Raw genomic sequence first — 15,052 nt, 5'->3', positions numbered from 1 at the left:
CCTCAATTCTTGCAGGTCGGCGGCTGGCACATGATCTTGCTCAGCGCCTGGTAGAAGACGTCCGAGATCTTTCTCGGATCGGGGGTGGTGAACGAATCCCCGCCGGTGGCGGTGGAAACCTGCCGCAGTTCGGACGCGTCGATATCCGGCCCGATGCCGATTCCGATGACGGGCAATGGTTTCCTCGGGTCCTGGAGTTTACCCAGTTCCTCCAGCAACCTCGGCAGCCCGATCGTCTCGCCGTCCTCGTTGCGCCCGTCGGTGAGGACGACGACCAGGTTGATCCGGCCGGGTTTCCAGTTCTGCCTGGCGTTCTGGTACGCGGCGAGGATCGAATCGTAGAGCCCGGTCGCGCCGCCGGCTTTCGGCCGCACGGCCTGCAGCCGCTCGACGCCGCCCGACGACTTCTGCTCGGCGATCGTCTTCATCGGCAACAGGACCCGATGGTCCTTGTCACCGTCCAATTTGGTCGAGAACAGCCACAAGCCCAGTTCGGTGGAGGGTTTGAAGAGTCCGAGCCCCTGCGTCGCGGCCTGCAGCGTGAGCTCCATCCGGCTCTTTCCCGTCCCCGGCACGGCGGCGGACATCGATCCGGAGACGTCGAGCAGCACCTGGACCCGGGCGCTCAGATTCGTCCCCGCCCAAGCCTGAAGAGCGGCGTACAGGTCCGTCACCGGCGGCGGCCCTGGCGGATGTGGCGCCGGGTCGGTCCGGCTGTCCCGCGCCCGCGGCACGGCGAACTGACCGGTGGGCGCCCGGAATCCCTCGTCGGCGAAGATACTGCCGGCGAGCGGATCGAGCAGCAGCCGCAGAAAACGTTCCGCCGCGGTCCTCGACGCTTCGGACGCCTTCGGCAGCACGACATACGGGTAGTCGAACCCCTGCACCGGGACACCGGGATACGCGGCCACCAGATTCCGTGCGAGTACCGACTGCTCGGTCGCCGGGGTCTGTCCCGGCGCGGGGTTCAGTTTTCGCATGGCGGCGGTGAAGGCCGCGGCCGGATCGGGCTCCTTCTCGGTCAGCTTCCGCAGGGCGAGCAGCGTGGCGACGCCAAGCGGATCACGCGCCGGGTCCGGGATCCCGACCGGGGATCCGTCGAGGATCTCCTGCCAGGAGGGCGCTTTCCCCGGCCAGCCGAACCGCCGCGCGGTTTCGTCGGAAAGTCCCAGCACCACCGGGGAATTCGCCACCGACTGACCGGATTCCGGCAGGTTCCACGCGCCGGCGTCCCTCGCCTGCGACAACATCGTGCTCGACTCGGGAACCCAGACGTCGGGCCCGCCGGAGGCGGTGGTCCCGAGCAGATCGGCGACCTCGGCCGACTCCTTCGCGGTCACGTTGACGCTGAAGCATTCTTCCTGCGGCACGGTCTTCGCGAGCCGAGTGAGCACCGGTGCCACGTCGGGTGCCGCGGTGATCTCGACCGGCGTCAGCGCGTCACAACCGTTGCCCGCCAACCGGGCCCGCAGATAGTCCACGCCCCACCAGGCGCCGAGCGCGATCACCAGCAACAGGCTCAAGACGACGACGGGCGCGTTGAAACGCCCGCCACGCCTCGGGCCTACCTGCATGTGCATGCCTCCGAGGTGCGGGGTGAGGACCTGGGATGTTGCCCAATCCGCCCGCGAACGTCAACCCTCGGGTAACTTAGCGCGTTCCGCTGCGGCAAACGGCCTAACCGAACTCGCGACTCGCGTGATTGAAGGCGTAACTCGCGTGATCAGAGGCGTAACTCGTGAGTTACGCCTTCAATCACGCGAGTTACGGCTCTGATCACGCGAGTTACGCCTAACCGAAATAGCGTCCGGCACCGATGTGGGCGCCGGCGTTCTGCCACCATCCGGCGTCACCGGTCGAGTCGATCCCGTCCGCGATCACCGTCGCGCCCGCCATGGTCGCGGTGTCGATGAGGTTCCGCAGCGAACGTTCCGCCAGCGGTTCCGTCCGCCGCTCCGCCAGCCGGGGCGCGATCCGGACCGTCCGCACGGGCACGTCGACGAGGCAGACGACGTCACCGGCCGCGCCGAAGTCCTGCAGTTCCGCGTCCACGCCGATCTCGGCGAGGAGATGCAGGTTGTCGACCGTCTCGCCTAGGTCGGCGAGCACGGCGCCGGCCGGGAAGCCCAGCCGCAGCCGTGACGGCCCGAGCCCGGTCGTGGTCAGGATGGTCCGCACCGATCCGACGAGATCGGGGTCCGCGGCCTGGTGCGGGGTCAGTCCCACGACCATCGGGAGCCGGTCGTCCGACTCCTCGCAGGCGGTACGGATGAGCCATTCGCCCAGCGGCACGATGAGACCGGTCTCGTCGGCGAAGCGGACGCAGGTGTCGTGACCGATCCGGCCGTGGCGCGGGTGGTTCCACGCGAGTCTCGCCTCGATCCCCGCCGGCCTGCTGTCCGCCAGCCACGTCAACGGCCGGAAGCCGACCTCGAGCTGACCGGTCTCCCAGGCGCCCGCCATGGAGACGGCCAGGCCGAACTCGTGCCGTTCCCTGGTGTCGAGGGTGGAGTCGGACAGCGCCCACTGGCGGTAGCCGTTGGCCTGCGCCCGGCGCAGCGTCATCCCGGAGACGCGCAACAGCTCGTTCGGCGCGATGTCCCTCGGTGGCCGGTGCACGACCCCGATACAGGCCGAAACCGCCACCCCGCTGCCGCTTTCGAGGTAGACCGGTTCGGCGAGCTCGTGGTTGATCATGCCGATTACGGTGGCGACGTCCGGGCTGGCCGCGGTGTTCTGGATGAGGATGCCGAATTCGTCGCCGCCGATCCTGGCGACGAGCGCGTCCTCGCCGCCGACGACGGCCCGCAGTTTCGCGGCGACGCTCTTCAACAGGTCGTCGCTCTGTTTCTGGCCGAGCCCGCCCGCGATCAGGGAGAAACCGTCCAGGTCGAGGTGGTAGACCGTGACGCCGAAGGACGGGTCGGCGTGCCGGAGCGCTCGTTCCAGCCGGGTGCCGAAGCACTGCCGGTTCGGCAGGCCGGTCAGCGGGTCGTGCAGGGCCTGACGGCTCAGCTGCCGCTGCAGCAGGGAGACGTCCGTGTCGCCGGCGACCAGGGTGATCAACTGCTGGGCTTCGCCCGCCGGGTCGCGGATGACGGCGCCGGTGAAACCGGCCCACGTCGGTTCCTCGTCCTCGGCCACGAGTCTTCGCGACAGCTCGAGCCGCTGACTCTCGCCGTCGAGCAGCTTCCGGTAGCCCTCGCGCAGCCCGTCGGCGTCGTCCGGGTGCACGAGGTCGTAGAGGTTGACCCCGGTCAGGTCGGCGACGGGCCGGTTCACCATTTCGGCGAACGCGGGGTTCACCCGCTGGACGCGGCCGTCGACCCTGGTGACGGCCACGCCGGTGGCCGAACCGGTGAAGAGCTGCTCGAAGCGCGCCTGGGTCAGCACCAGCTCACGCCGGGTCTCCCGTTCGAGCGTGACCATGGTGCGGCTCAGGTCCTCTTGCTGGGTCTGGATGCTCTCGCGTAGCGCCTCGCCGTAGCCCGCCGCGAGCGCGCCGAGCACCTGCAGGACCCGTTCTGGGAGCGAATTCACGCTCTGCAACTCCGGCTCGTGCAAGAGCCCCTTGCCGAGCACCTCCATCGTGCGGCGGAGGCTGTCCGGGCCGACGCATCTGAGCGCGACGAGCCGCGCGCCGGCTTCGGTGGCCTGCGCCGGCTCGGCGTCTTCACTTTGCACCGCGGCGAAGACCTGGTCCAGGAGAGCGGCGAAATGCTCTTCGATCTGGGCGTGGGTATACGGAAGATACGCCGTACCGGTGACCAGGTAGGCCCACTTGCGGGCCAGCGTGGCGCGGCTCGGCGCGGTGTTCTTCCGCTTCGGGGATGCGGAGGTTGAAGTTCTCTTCGGGGCGTCCGGCGATACGGGGAGCTCATCGCCGTCCGGAAGTGGGGCAGTCACGTCCGCCGGTCCTGGGGTCGCTTTCGTATTCCGTGGTGGAGAAACATCTTCCACGATTCTCTAACCGTACTCACGGTTCACCGATCATCCAATCGGGTGGTCACCCTACGGTACCGCGACTCCCGTCTTGTCCTTCGGCCATACGCGTTGCGTGGTAAGGCCGGCGAATGTCCGGCACCGGACAGAACATAAGCGGAAAAGCCGCGCCTCGGTGTTTTCCGTCGCGTGGAACAGTCCGCGTATCGAGCGGCATTATCACAGAACCTCTCCGGAATCGGGGCGCTCGGAAGGACCATGAACTCTACACGTGGTGATCGAACGTTCACCGTCAGCCCGCTGCCCCCGGCCCCGTGAATGGTGATGACGGCGAGGTGAAGCGGCCCCCCTCGAAGCCAGGCCCGGTCCCGAGGACTCGAGCCTCGCCTCACCCCCGTGGTACCGCCATCACCACTCCCGGCCCCGTCAGGGCAGCACGTCGGTCACCGTGTCCTTGATGACCAGCCACTTGCCGTGCTCACGCACCAGCGTCAGGCTGATCGTGTAGTGCCGGTCGATGTTCTGCGACGGAGCCTTGTAGTACGCGTCGAGGATCGCGAAGCCCATCTTGCAGTCCTCGACGACGGTGTGCGTCACCGTCCACGGCATGCTCCACTCGTACGGCAGCTTGAACTGCACGTCGATCACCGGATCCACGTTGGCGTCGTAGCCGATGATCGTCTGGCCCTTGCGGCCGATGGTCACCATGTTCTGGTGGATGATCGCCCGGTAGCGGGCCGCGTCGCGTTTGTTGAAGCTGTCCATGTCCTCCCAGACCGCGCGGTCGAACGCGCGCTGGCAGGCCTGCCGCTCCGTCTCCGCCCGCTGGTCACTGGCCGCCGCGGCGGCGGGTACGGCGATTCCCGCCGCCGCCACGACCGCCCCGGCCAACGCCGCGTAATACCGCTTGCGCATGGGATTCTCCTCATCACGTCCTGTATTCCGTCCTCGGCAGGTTCTCCGGACGGCGCATCACAGCTGCATCACTTCCGCACCGGCGCGGGCGGACCGCCGGTTAACCTCGCGGGAGGGGGTGCGATGGAGTTTCGGATTCTGGGTCCGGTGCAGTGCCGCAGCGGCTCGCGGGCGCTGAAGCTGGCGGGCTCACGGCAGGAGCGGATCCTGGCCGCGCTGCTGCTCGGCGCCGATCGCGTCGTCTCGGTCTCGCGGCTGGTGGACGTCGTCTGGGACGAGGACCCGCCCGCCACCGCGACCCGGCAGATCCGCAATCTCACCACCGCGCTGAAACGCGCACTCGTCGCCGAGGGCGCCGCCGATGACGTCCTGACCGCCGAGGGGCCGGGTTTCGTCCTGCGTCCGCGGGTCTTCGATCTGCGCACGTTCGAGGAGCACGTCTCGCGAGGCGAGTTCCGCGAAGCACTCGCGTGCTGGCGCGGCCCTGCTCTGTCCGGTGTGGACAGTACGGCGCTGCGCGGCGAGGCCGAAGAGCTCGACGAGCGCCGTTTGTCCATTGTGGAGCGTTGCCTCGACGAGGAGATCTCCGCCGGGGAGGACACCGTCGCGGAACTGACGGCGCTGGTCGCCGAACATCCGCTCCGGGAACCGTTCGCCGGGTTGCTCATGCGCGCACTGCATCAACAGGGCAGGCAGGCCGACGCGCTGAACGTCTACCGGCAGGCACGGACACGGCTGGTGGAGGAACTCGGGATCGAACCCGGGCCGAAGCTCCGCGAACTCTACGAGCGGATCCTCCGCGACGAGCCGGAATACGGCAAGACCCGGTGCTTCCTCCCTTACGACGTCCCGGATTTCACCGGCAGGGAAGCCGAGATCGGCCGCCTGCTCGACGCCCTCCGCCTCGGCCGCCCGGTGGCCGTCGACGGGATGGCCGGCGTCGGCAAGACCGCGCTCGCCGTCCACGTCGCGCACCGGCTCGCCGCCGACTTCCCCGACGGGCAGCTGTTCGTGGATCTGCACGGGCATTCCCCCGCCCGTGAACCGCTTTCGCCCGAGGCCGCGCTCGAAGCCCTGCTCGGCCAGCTGGACGTTCCGGCGAGCAGGCTCCCCCGCGACGTGGACCGCCGGGCCGAGCTCTGGCGCGCCAGAACGGCGGGGCGGTCACTGCTCGTGGTGCTCGACAACGCCGCGAGCGCGGAACAACTCCAACCGTTGCTGCCGGGTTCCGCCACGGTCGCGCTCGTGGTCACCGGCAGGCGCCGCCTCGCCGCCGTGGACGGTGCCGCGTCGATCAGTCTCGAGGTCCTGCCCGGCGAACAGGCTGGCGCCCTGTTCGCGGCCGCGTCCGGACGACCCGATGCGGGTGTGGCCGCGTTGTGCGGGAATCTGCCGCTGGCGATCCGGATCGCCGCGGCGCGGCTCCAGAATCGTCCACAGTGGACCGTGTCGACCCTGGCCGAACGGCTGGGTTCCGAACACGACAGGCTGGCCGAGCTGAAGGTCGCCGGACGCGACGTGGCCGCGGCCTTCGCACTGTCCTATCGGGAGCTGGACTCCGCACAACAGCGCATGTTCCGGTTGCTGGGGCGGAATCCCGGCACCGACATCGGGGTCCCCGCGGCGGCCGCGCTGGCCGGTGTCGGTGAACCCGAGGCCGAACGGCTGCTGGAGGACCTGCTCGACGCTCATCTGCTCAGGCAGCCCGCGCTGGGCCGTTACGCGTTCCACGACCTGATCGCCGAGCACGCCCGCAGCGTCGCGCGCGACGAGGAATCGGGTCCGGCGATGACCAGGCTGCTCGATCACTACCGCGACGGCGGGGGCCCCGGCTGGTACCGCGGGGAACGGGCGAACCTGGTCGCGGTGACGCGCCACGCGTTCGAAGCCGGTCTCGACGAGTACGCCTGGCGGATCGCCGAGGACACCACCGAACACCTCCGGGAGAACGGCTATCTCGACGAGCTGCTCGCCGTGGCGCGGACCGGGGTCGCCGCCGCCCGCCGGATCGGGGATCCGCACGCGATCCAGCTGAGCCTGGCGGGTCTCACCCTGGCGTTCTGGGAGAACGGGCGGCTCACCGAGGGGATGGACTGCGCCATGGAGCGGCTCGACGTCGTCCGGAGGTCCGGCGATCGGGCGGCCGAAGCGATCGCACTGTCCCGGGCGGGCGCCCTGCACAGCATGCTCGGCCGTTACGCCGAAGCGATCCGGTTCTATCGGGACGGGCTGGCCGTCGCGGACGGCGGCACCGACGCCGCCGCGACGCTGTGGACCAACCTCAGCAACACGCAGGAGGTCCTCGGTGACCTCGACGACGCGCTCGAGTCGGCCAGGCGGTCGGTGGCGCTCCGCGAAGACGACCGCGGCATGATCCTGAGCTCGGCCCAGCTCGGTCTCGTCCTGGCCCGGCTCGGCCACTTCGAGGAAGCCTTCGAGACCATCGAGCGTTCGATCGCCGCCTCGCGCGACTTCGGTTACCTGTTCGGCGAGGCGTGGAGCCGGATCGACCTCGCCGACGCCCTGTTGCTCGCCCATCGGCCGGGCGACGCGCGCGAGCAGGCCGAACGCGCGTGCGCGATCCTCACCCGGCTCAACCACCCACTGCTGCTGTCCATGGCGGCGAACAGCCTGGGCACCGCCTGCCTCGCCCTCGGCGAGACGACGGCGGGCCTCGACCGGCACCGGCTCGCGCTGGAAACGGCGAGGCGGATCGGTTACCGGCTGCAGGAGGCCCGCGCGCTGGCCGGCTTGGGGCAGACCCGCGCCGCGCGCGACCACTACGCGGCGATGGGCCTGTCCCCCGAACCGCTGCAGGTCGTCACCTGAGGAATCCGGTGAGCAGGTCGCGCAAGGTTTCCGGCTGGTGGAGGACGCCGTGGTCCTGCCCCTCGACCGTGGCATAGCGGGCGCCGGGGACCGTGTCGGCGACCGCGCGGGCGCCCGCCCGCATCCAGGCGTCGCTCTCGCCGCCGTCGATGACGAGCGTGGGGACCTGGATCTTGGCCAGCCTGTCCGCGGGCAGCACGTTGCCGGGGCCACAGAGCGCGAGGTCGTAGGGCAGCGTGTGGGCGAGGCCGGTGAACCACGCCCAGAACGCGTCGTCCCGCATCCCCTTCACGACCTCGGCCGGGGTGGCCGTCCCCTCGACCAGGAAGAGCTCGGCCGCGCCGTCGCGGTCGCCGTCGGCGATAAACGCCCGCACGCGGTCGAAAAGGTCGGCCGCGGGCCGCGTACGGCTGTCGTCGACGACATACGGCGGCTCGTACACGGCGAGGCTGGTCATGGCGACGCCTCTCGCGGCGGCCTCCAGCCCCAGCACCGCTCCCGACGAGTGCCCGAACACCGACGCCGAACCACCCACGTGCTCGACCAGCGCGGCGAGATCCTCGACCTCACGCTCCACCGAGTAGACCGCGCCCGCGCCGCTGTCGCCGCGTCCGCGCCGGTCGTAGGCGATCACGGTGTAGTGCGGGGCCAGCGTCGCGGCCAGGCCGGCGACGGTCGTCCGGTCGTTGAACGCGCCGCCGACCAGGATCACCGGCGCGCCCTGCCCGGTGCGATCGAAGGCGATCGAGGTGCCGTCGGCCGAGGTGACGGTCTCGAACGAGGTGGTCATCAGGTCCTCCAAGGGTCTTTCGCACTTTAGCTTCGTCCCTGGGTCGGAGCCGGCGACCACCGCTCGACATCACTTCCGGAGATTTCCGAAGAATTCCCGGAGCTCGGTCACCACGTCGTCCGGAACGGCCATCGCGACCATATGGCTGGGGCTTTCGTGATCCGCCCAGCGCACGATGTCGTTCTTGCGGGTGGCGATCGTGCGCAGCGCGGACGGCCCGCCGTGGGACACGCCGGTCGGCACCGCGGTCTGGTCGATCGGCATCGCGGCCGCGCCCTCGTAGTACGGCCACAGCGAGGTGCCGCCGGTCCCGGTCAGCCAGTACAGGGTCGCGTTGGTGAGCAGGAGGTCGCGCTCGATCGGCTCGGCGGGCGCCGCGCCTTCGGGCCAGCCGTCGAACTCCTTGAACCGCTCGACCAGGTACGCCAGCTGCGCGACCGGCGAATCGAGGAAGCCGAAACTGAGCGTCTGCGGCCGGTTCGTCAGGTACAGCGCGTATCCGCTGCCGCCCGCGAAACGCTCCAACAGCCCCGCGAGCTCCGCCTGATCCCGTTCGGTGAGCCCTTCGAAGTCGGCCGGATCGCCGGTCGGCACGCCGAGCCCGGACGTGATGTGCGAGCCGATGACATGCTCGGGCGCGTGCACCGCGAGACACGGCGTCACCAGCGCTCCGGCGTCGTTCCCGTGCGCGCCATAGCGTTCGTAACCGAGACGGCTCATCAGCTCCGCCCAGGTCTGCGCCACCCGCGCGATGTCCCACGGGTGCTCGTCAGCAGGCTCGGGGAACGGCGAGAAGCCGAAACCTGGCAAGGACGGCGCGACGACATCGAAGGCGCGCGACGGGTCGAGGCCGTGTGCTCGCGGGTCGGTGAGCGGCCCCAGGACGTTCAGGAACTCGGCGATCGAATTCGGCCAGCTGTGCGTCAGGATCAGCGGGATCGCGTCCGGCTCCGGCGACCGGACGTGAAGGAAGTGGATCAGCTGCCCGTCGATGATCGTGGTGTACTGCGGAAAGTCGTTGAGCCGCTTCTCGTATGCGCGCCAGTCGTAGCCGTCTCGCCAGTATTCGGCCAGGTCCTTGAGGTACGCGACGGGAACGCCTCTGCTCCACTCGGCACCGGGCAGCGCCGACGGCCAGCGGGTGCGGGCCAGCCGGTCGGTCAGATCGTCCAGATCGGACTGCGGGATGTCGATGCGGAACTGCTCGATGTCGGTCATGTGGCGACCATAGGGGGCATTCAGGCCAGATCCTGACCTAAATGACCCCGCAGTTAGTCGACTAAACGCGGCGCGGTCGTCCGTGCCCCTTCACGGTGAGGGCACCGCCGTTCATGGCGTGCTCATGGCCGAGCGTGTCGCGAAAGCCACTTTCGCGACGCCTGACGTCCCGAAAGTGGCTTTCGCGACACGGCCCCCTGGCAAGCATGGAGAGGCGAAGGGAGCCTTCTCCGCATCGGATGCGACGAAAGTCCCCTTCACCCCAACCCAAGCCCCGCATTCAGTCGACTAAACGCGGACGATCTGCGTGGCGCCGAAGGTGTCCTTCACCGCCACCTCGACGGTCTTGCGCCGCACGGTCACGCGCAGGACTTCCTGCCGCTGTGTCGGGTCCGAAACGGCCAGCCGCCAGCCGTCGCGGGTCCGGCCCAGCGCCACCGACGCCGGACCGGACACGGACACCTCGTCGACCGAGCCGGCGGCGAAGAAGTTCGCCAACAGCGTCGCGTCCCACAGCCGGACGGCCTGGACGGTCGCGGTGTTGGACCGCACGCGCCACGACCAGGCCGAGGCGATCGTCTCCAGCACCGACGCGGTGGGCAGGACGGCGTACGCGTAACTCGCGTTCGAGGGCTTGGCCCCGTGTTCGATGACCAGCTTTTGATAGCGCCGGGTGTAGGGCACCGTCGTGCCCTTGGTGTTGGCGCCCTTGTCGATGTCGCGCCAGGTGCCCGTCCGGTCCTCGCGCAGCGCGGTGACCTCGGCGTCGTCGAGCAGGACGTACCCGCCGACCTTCTCCAGGTGCAGCCATCGCTTGCGCCGCAAGGGCTCCGAGCCGCCGACGAGATGGCCGTCGGCCAGCAGGACACCGGAGCCGTTCTCGCCGAGGTTGCGGTTCTCGATCGTGGTGCGGATCCGCTCCCCGGAGGAGTCGGTGATCCCGGCACCGAGGCACAGCACGCCCGAGGGTGTGAAGAACCACGACTTCTTCGCGGTCAGCGTGCCGTCCTGGGAAACGAAGTCGAGGGCGTGCGCGCCGTGTCGCGCGTCCCAGCGGACACCGCCGCAGTGATCCTTGCTCGTCAGCGGGACCGACTCCAGTTTGGGGGCCGGACCGGTCTTGGTGGTCGTGCCGGGCAGCAGCAACGGGTCGACGGTCGGCCAGTAGGCGTCGGTGAAATGCCCCTTCGCCTTGGGCAGGAACAGATACAGCGAACCGTCACCGACGTACCAGCCGTGCAGATTCATCGAATTGATCGACTCGTACCGCGAGATCCGGGTCGAGGCGACGCCGAGCGAGGCCGACCAGCCTTCGGTGACGTGCACCATCCGGTCCTGCTGGCCGAACACGCGATGCGTCGCGACCGTCCGCGCCGGCCGGATCCCGGTCGCCAGCAACTCCTGCGCGAACTCGATACCGGGGATGCCGACGAGATCCGGCCCGGGCGCGAACCGTTCGGGATCGGGGATCTTCAGGTACGGCGCGAACGTGTCTTCGGTGATCCACTTCGCCGCAAGGCCGCCCAGCTCCTCCTTGCGCCGGCCACTCGCCGACCGCGCCAGCAGGACCACCGCGCCGGTGAGCTGATGTCCGATGTCGTGCGCGGATTCCCCTTGCCTCGAAAGGAACCGGCCGCGGACCGACTCCATCATCGCGCCGGCGTGGACGAACGGCGCGAACGTGTCGGCGACCAGCGCGTACGCGGCGTCGCGCACGTCGGCGGGCAGCGCGAACTCCGTGCCCTGGGTGACATGGATGGCGGACGCGACCGCGGTGAGCAGGATGATCCCGTAATGCCCGGGATAGGGCACCGAGTCGTGCTGCAGGAACGAGCCGTCGGTGTGGAAACCGTCGCCCGCAGCGCGGTGGAGCTTGGCGATGACGCTCGCCGCTCCCCCGCCTTCGACGTCGGTGAACGCGCCGACACCGCGGTGGATCCGGTCGACGTCGCCGAGCATCGCACCGGAGACGATCGAGATCATCGACTTGTCCGCGCGGTTGGCGCCGGTCTCGACGACACTGGGGTTGTTGGTGCGGCGATTCGGGTCGCCGGAGAACTTCAGCACCGGCTTGAGGTACTTGGCGAGCTCGTCCTGGGTCAGCTCACCGGCCACTGTGGACAAAATGTGCAGCAGGTAGAGCGGGATACCGATCTCGTAGGTGTACCAGTTGCCGATCTCGGCGGTCTTCTCGCTGTACTGATCGCTGGTGTACAGCAGTTCCAGCGCGCCCTTGATCCGGGCGAGCACGGCCGGGTCGCCGGCGAGCGCGCCGCCGGGGGTGCCCCAGTTGACCGCGACCGCGCGGAGCCGGGCGTACATCGACGTCGTGAACTCGCTGCCCGGGCCGAGCGGGAGGTCCTTCCACAGTGGACCGCCGCCGACGGTCATGCTGTCGTGATAGGCCTTCGCGACTCTGTCCAGGTTCGCGAGCGCGGCGGCGCGTTCCGCCGACGGCCGGTCGATCCCGGTCTGCAGCTCGCGATACCCGGACACGATGGACGACGTGCCCGGGGCCGCGGGCTGCGCTGACGAAGGGCTCGCGATCGCGGTCGTCAGCGCCACCGAAGCGGCCGCGGCCGCGCCTCCCCGCAAAGCCGTTCTCCTGTCGAAGTGACCGAATCCGGACATGACGGTGCCTCCCAAGGGGGTCAGAGACGGGTTCAAGGGCGGCGGCGGGTGCTAGGGCTCGTGAGTGGTAAGGACGGTTCTAACCGTCCTTACCACTCACGAGGTGTTACTGGCGCTTCCCGTCGGTCCTGCGAGGCAGGTCCCACGGGTTGTTCTCCTGCAACGGTTCCGGCAGCAGCGCGTCGGGGAAGCCCTGCCAGGCGATCGGTCGCAGGAACCGCTCGATCGCGGCGGTGCCGACCGAGGTACTGGTCGGCGCGGTGGTCGCCGGGTAGGGACCACCGTGTTCCTGTGCCCAGGTGACCGTGACACCGGTCGGCCAGTCGTTCCACAGCAGACGGCCGGCGACCCTGGTCAGCGACGGGAGTACCGGGCGGATCCAGTCCACATCGGACTCTTCGCCCTGGATGGTCGCGGTGAGCCCGGGTTCCATCACGCCGAGCAGGCTGATCAGCTCGTCCTGATCGGCGTAGGTGACGATGAGCGAAGCGGGGCCGAAGCATTCCTCGCGGACGGTGTCGGCGTCGGCCAGGAAGGCCTTGGCGGTGGTGGCGAGCAAAGTCGCGCCGTGCGAGATCCCATCCGTACCACCGGATTCCGACAGCACCTCGACGCCGTCGACCTCGCTCAGCTTCGCCAGCCCGTCGGCGAATCCGGCCGCGATGCGCTCGTTGAGCATCGGCTGCGCCGGGATCGCCGCGACGGCCTCGCGCAGCGTGTCTTCGAGGCCGTGGCCCTCGGGCAGGAACAGCAGCCCCGGTTTGGTACAGAACTGCCCGGCACCGAGGGTGAACGAGCCCGCGTAGCCCTTGGCGATCGCTTCACCGCGCGCGTCGATCGCGGCCCGAGTGACGACGACCGGGTTGACACTGCCGAGTTCGCCGTAGAACGGGATCGGCGACGGCCGCGAGTTCGCGATGTCGAACAGCGCGCGCCCGCCCGGCACCGAGCCGGTGAACGACGCCGCCTGGATCCTCGGGTCCTTCAGCGCCGTGACGCCGTTCTGCTGGCCGTATATGACCGCGAAGATCCCTTCCGGCGCACCGGCGCCGACCAGCGCTTCACGCAGGACCTCGCCGGTGCGGGCGGACAGCTCCGGATGTCCCGAGTGTGCCTTGAGCACGACCGGGCAGCCGGCGGCCAGCGCCGAAGCGGTGTCCCCGCCCGCGACACTGAACGCGAACGGGAAGTTGCTGGCGGCGAACACCAGCACCGGCCCGATCGGGGTGAGCAGCCGGCGGATGTCCGGCCGCGGGCCCATCGGCCACGCGGCGTCCGCGTGGTCGACCGTGGCGCCGAGGAACGCGCCGTCGGCCAGCACCTCGCCGAACAGGCGCAGCTGGAACGTCGTGCGCTTCAGCTCGCCCTGCAGCCGCGGGGAGGCCGGGAGATGGGTCTCCCGGTTGGCCAGCGCGATCAGCTCGTCGGCGGCCGCGTCGAGGGCGTCCGCCGCCGCGTTCAGCCATCCGGCGCGCTGGGCTGGGGTCGCGGCCGCCGTCGTGCCTGCCGCATCGGCGGCGGCCGCGAGGATCTGGTCGAGCGTGGCGGGATCCGTTGCCTGGCTCATTTTCTGGTGTCTCCTAGAGTTCTTGCGCGGCGCTGACGGCGGCGATGAGATCCGCCCAGCGCCCCGGGCCGGCGAGGCCGAGGTGGTACAGGTGCAGCTCGGCGGCGCCCGCCTTGCCGAGTTCGATGGTGTAGGCCTCGATGTCGGGGACCGGGCTCGCCGCCACCGCGGTGATGTAGCTGCCGACGGCGACCTTCTCCGGCAGCTTCGCCCGTGCCGCCGCGACGGCGCCGACGCTGGGCCTGCCGGGTGCCCAGTTCTGCAGCACCACCGCGTCGACGTCGTCCGGGGCCGACGGCGTCAGCCCCGGGAGCGCGCCGGTGACCCACGGATCCATCGCGCCGTGCAGCACGATCCGGGGCCCGGACGGGATCTTCGCGAGCACCTCGCGCCGGAGGGCGTCGGTCGCGTTCTGCCGCGTGTCGAGCAGGACCTGCCGCAGGGTGGGGAGGATCTTGTCCTCGGTCGCTCTGAGGTCGCCGCTGTCGATCAGCCGCCGGACCTCGGCCCGCAGCTTGCCCAGCGCCTTCGCCGGGTCCTGCCCCGCCGCGGCCCAGGCGTCGAGACACTCGTCGCAGCAGCAGATCGAGAGCAGCCGGGCCACGGCGGGTGACCAGACGCCGTCGGTCTTCTCGTGCTGGTGCTGGTGCACGGCGCCGAGCGGACCGCAGGCCTCGAGGATGACCGTGGCGAAGTCGAGCCCGGCGAGGCTCTCCGCCGTCACGTTCGCCGCGTATTCGCGGACGGCGGGCTGGCCCGGGCACAGCGCCCACGGGTACCGCTCGCCGAAACAGTTGCGCACGGTGTAGTCCGGGAACTCCGTGCCCAGCTGCGAATTGTGGGTCAGCACGAGCCACGCCGCGGCCGGGATCCCCGCTTCGTTCAGCATCCGGACGGCGTCGCCCGCGCTGTCGCGGCTTTCGACCCAGTCCGGCTCGGCGGGCTTCAGCTCACCCCACGCCTCCTCACGCACCGGCCGGTACAGCGCCGCGTGGCGCGCGACGACCGAAGTGCGCTCGGGCGACCAGGGCGTCGCCGCCCTGGCGCTGTGGTACGACACGGCGACGGCGACCTCGTCGACGCCGAGTTCCCGCACGCGCTCGACGAAGCCGGGATCGTCGACGACGTCCCAGGGGTAGGCGTATCCGGTGACCTTCACC

The 15,052-nt window shown here is 69.8% G+C and carries 9 protein-coding genes; 1 reads left to right on the top strand and 8 read right to left on the bottom strand.

Going from position 1 to position 15,052, the window contains the following annotated elements:
* Positions 1 to 2: 2 nt before the first annotated feature.
* From NQK81_RS42015 to NQK81_RS42005, 3 genes are all read right to left on the bottom strand, one after another.
* Complete coding sequence (locus NQK81_RS42015) at positions 3 to 1,574, bottom strand: substrate-binding and VWA domain-containing protein (protein ID WP_371878934.1); 1,572 nt, start codon at positions 1,572 to 1,574, stop codon at positions 3 to 5.
* A 217-nt stretch (positions 1,575 to 1,791) separates the two neighbouring features.
* Positions 1,792 to 3,906 (bottom strand): EAL domain-containing protein, encoded by a 2,115-nt coding sequence (locus NQK81_RS42010; RefSeq protein WP_257485930.1) that lies wholly within the window; start codon positions 3,904 to 3,906, stop codon positions 1,792 to 1,794.
* A 462-nt stretch (positions 3,907 to 4,368) separates the two neighbouring features.
* On the bottom strand, positions 4,369 to 4,857 hold the full coding sequence (locus tag NQK81_RS42005) for a hypothetical protein (protein WP_257485929.1): 489 nt from the start codon (positions 4,855 to 4,857) through the stop codon (positions 4,369 to 4,371).
* A 123-nt stretch (positions 4,858 to 4,980) separates the two neighbouring features.
* On the opposite strand from NQK81_RS42005, the gene NQK81_RS42000 reads away from it, so the two are divergent.
* Positions 4,981 to 7,686 (top strand): AfsR/SARP family transcriptional regulator, encoded by a 2,706-nt coding sequence (locus tag NQK81_RS42000; RefSeq protein WP_257485928.1) that lies wholly within the window; start codon positions 4,981 to 4,983, stop codon positions 7,684 to 7,686.
* Here the strand turns inward: NQK81_RS42000 and NQK81_RS41995 are convergent.
* The 5 genes from NQK81_RS41995 to NQK81_RS41975 all read right to left on the bottom strand — a co-directional run bounded on the left by NQK81_RS41995 (position 7,679) and on the right by NQK81_RS41975 (position 15,051).
* Positions 7,679 to 8,476: an alpha/beta fold hydrolase gene (locus NQK81_RS41995; protein WP_257485927.1), complete on the bottom strand. Its 798-nt coding sequence runs from the start codon at positions 8,474 to 8,476 to the stop codon at positions 7,679 to 7,681. The two genes, NQK81_RS42000 and NQK81_RS41995, sit on opposite strands and share 8 nt — an antisense overlap.
* A gap of 69 nt (positions 8,477 to 8,545) precedes the next feature.
* Positions 8,546 to 9,694: an epoxide hydrolase family protein gene (locus NQK81_RS41990; RefSeq protein ID WP_257485926.1), complete on the bottom strand. Its 1,149-nt coding sequence runs from the start codon at positions 9,692 to 9,694 to the stop codon at positions 8,546 to 8,548.
* Positions 9,695 to 9,982: 288 nt separating this feature from the next.
* On the bottom strand, positions 9,983 to 12,325 hold the full coding sequence (locus tag NQK81_RS41985) for a polysaccharide lyase 8 family protein (protein WP_257485925.1): 2,343 nt from the start codon (positions 12,323 to 12,325) through the stop codon (positions 9,983 to 9,985).
* 106 nt (positions 12,326 to 12,431) lie between these two features.
* The gene (locus NQK81_RS41980; RefSeq protein WP_257485924.1) at positions 12,432 to 13,892 is read right to left on the bottom strand and encodes an aldehyde dehydrogenase (NADP(+)); all 1,461 of its coding nucleotides are present in this window, start codon (positions 13,890 to 13,892) and stop codon (positions 12,432 to 12,434) included.
* Positions 13,893 to 13,905: 13 nt separating this feature from the next.
* A complete protein-coding gene (locus NQK81_RS41975) occupies positions 13,906 to 15,051 on the bottom strand; it encodes a hypothetical protein (protein ID WP_257485923.1) in 1,146 nt (381 codons plus the stop codon).
* Position 15,052: the final 1 nt, after the last annotated feature.

It is taken from the genome of Amycolatopsis roodepoortensis, from assembly GCF_024628825.1.
Lineage (GTDB): Bacteria > Actinomycetota > Actinomycetes > Mycobacteriales > Pseudonocardiaceae > Amycolatopsis > Amycolatopsis roodepoortensis.
This window is presented reverse-complemented; position numbering and strand designations above follow the sequence as displayed.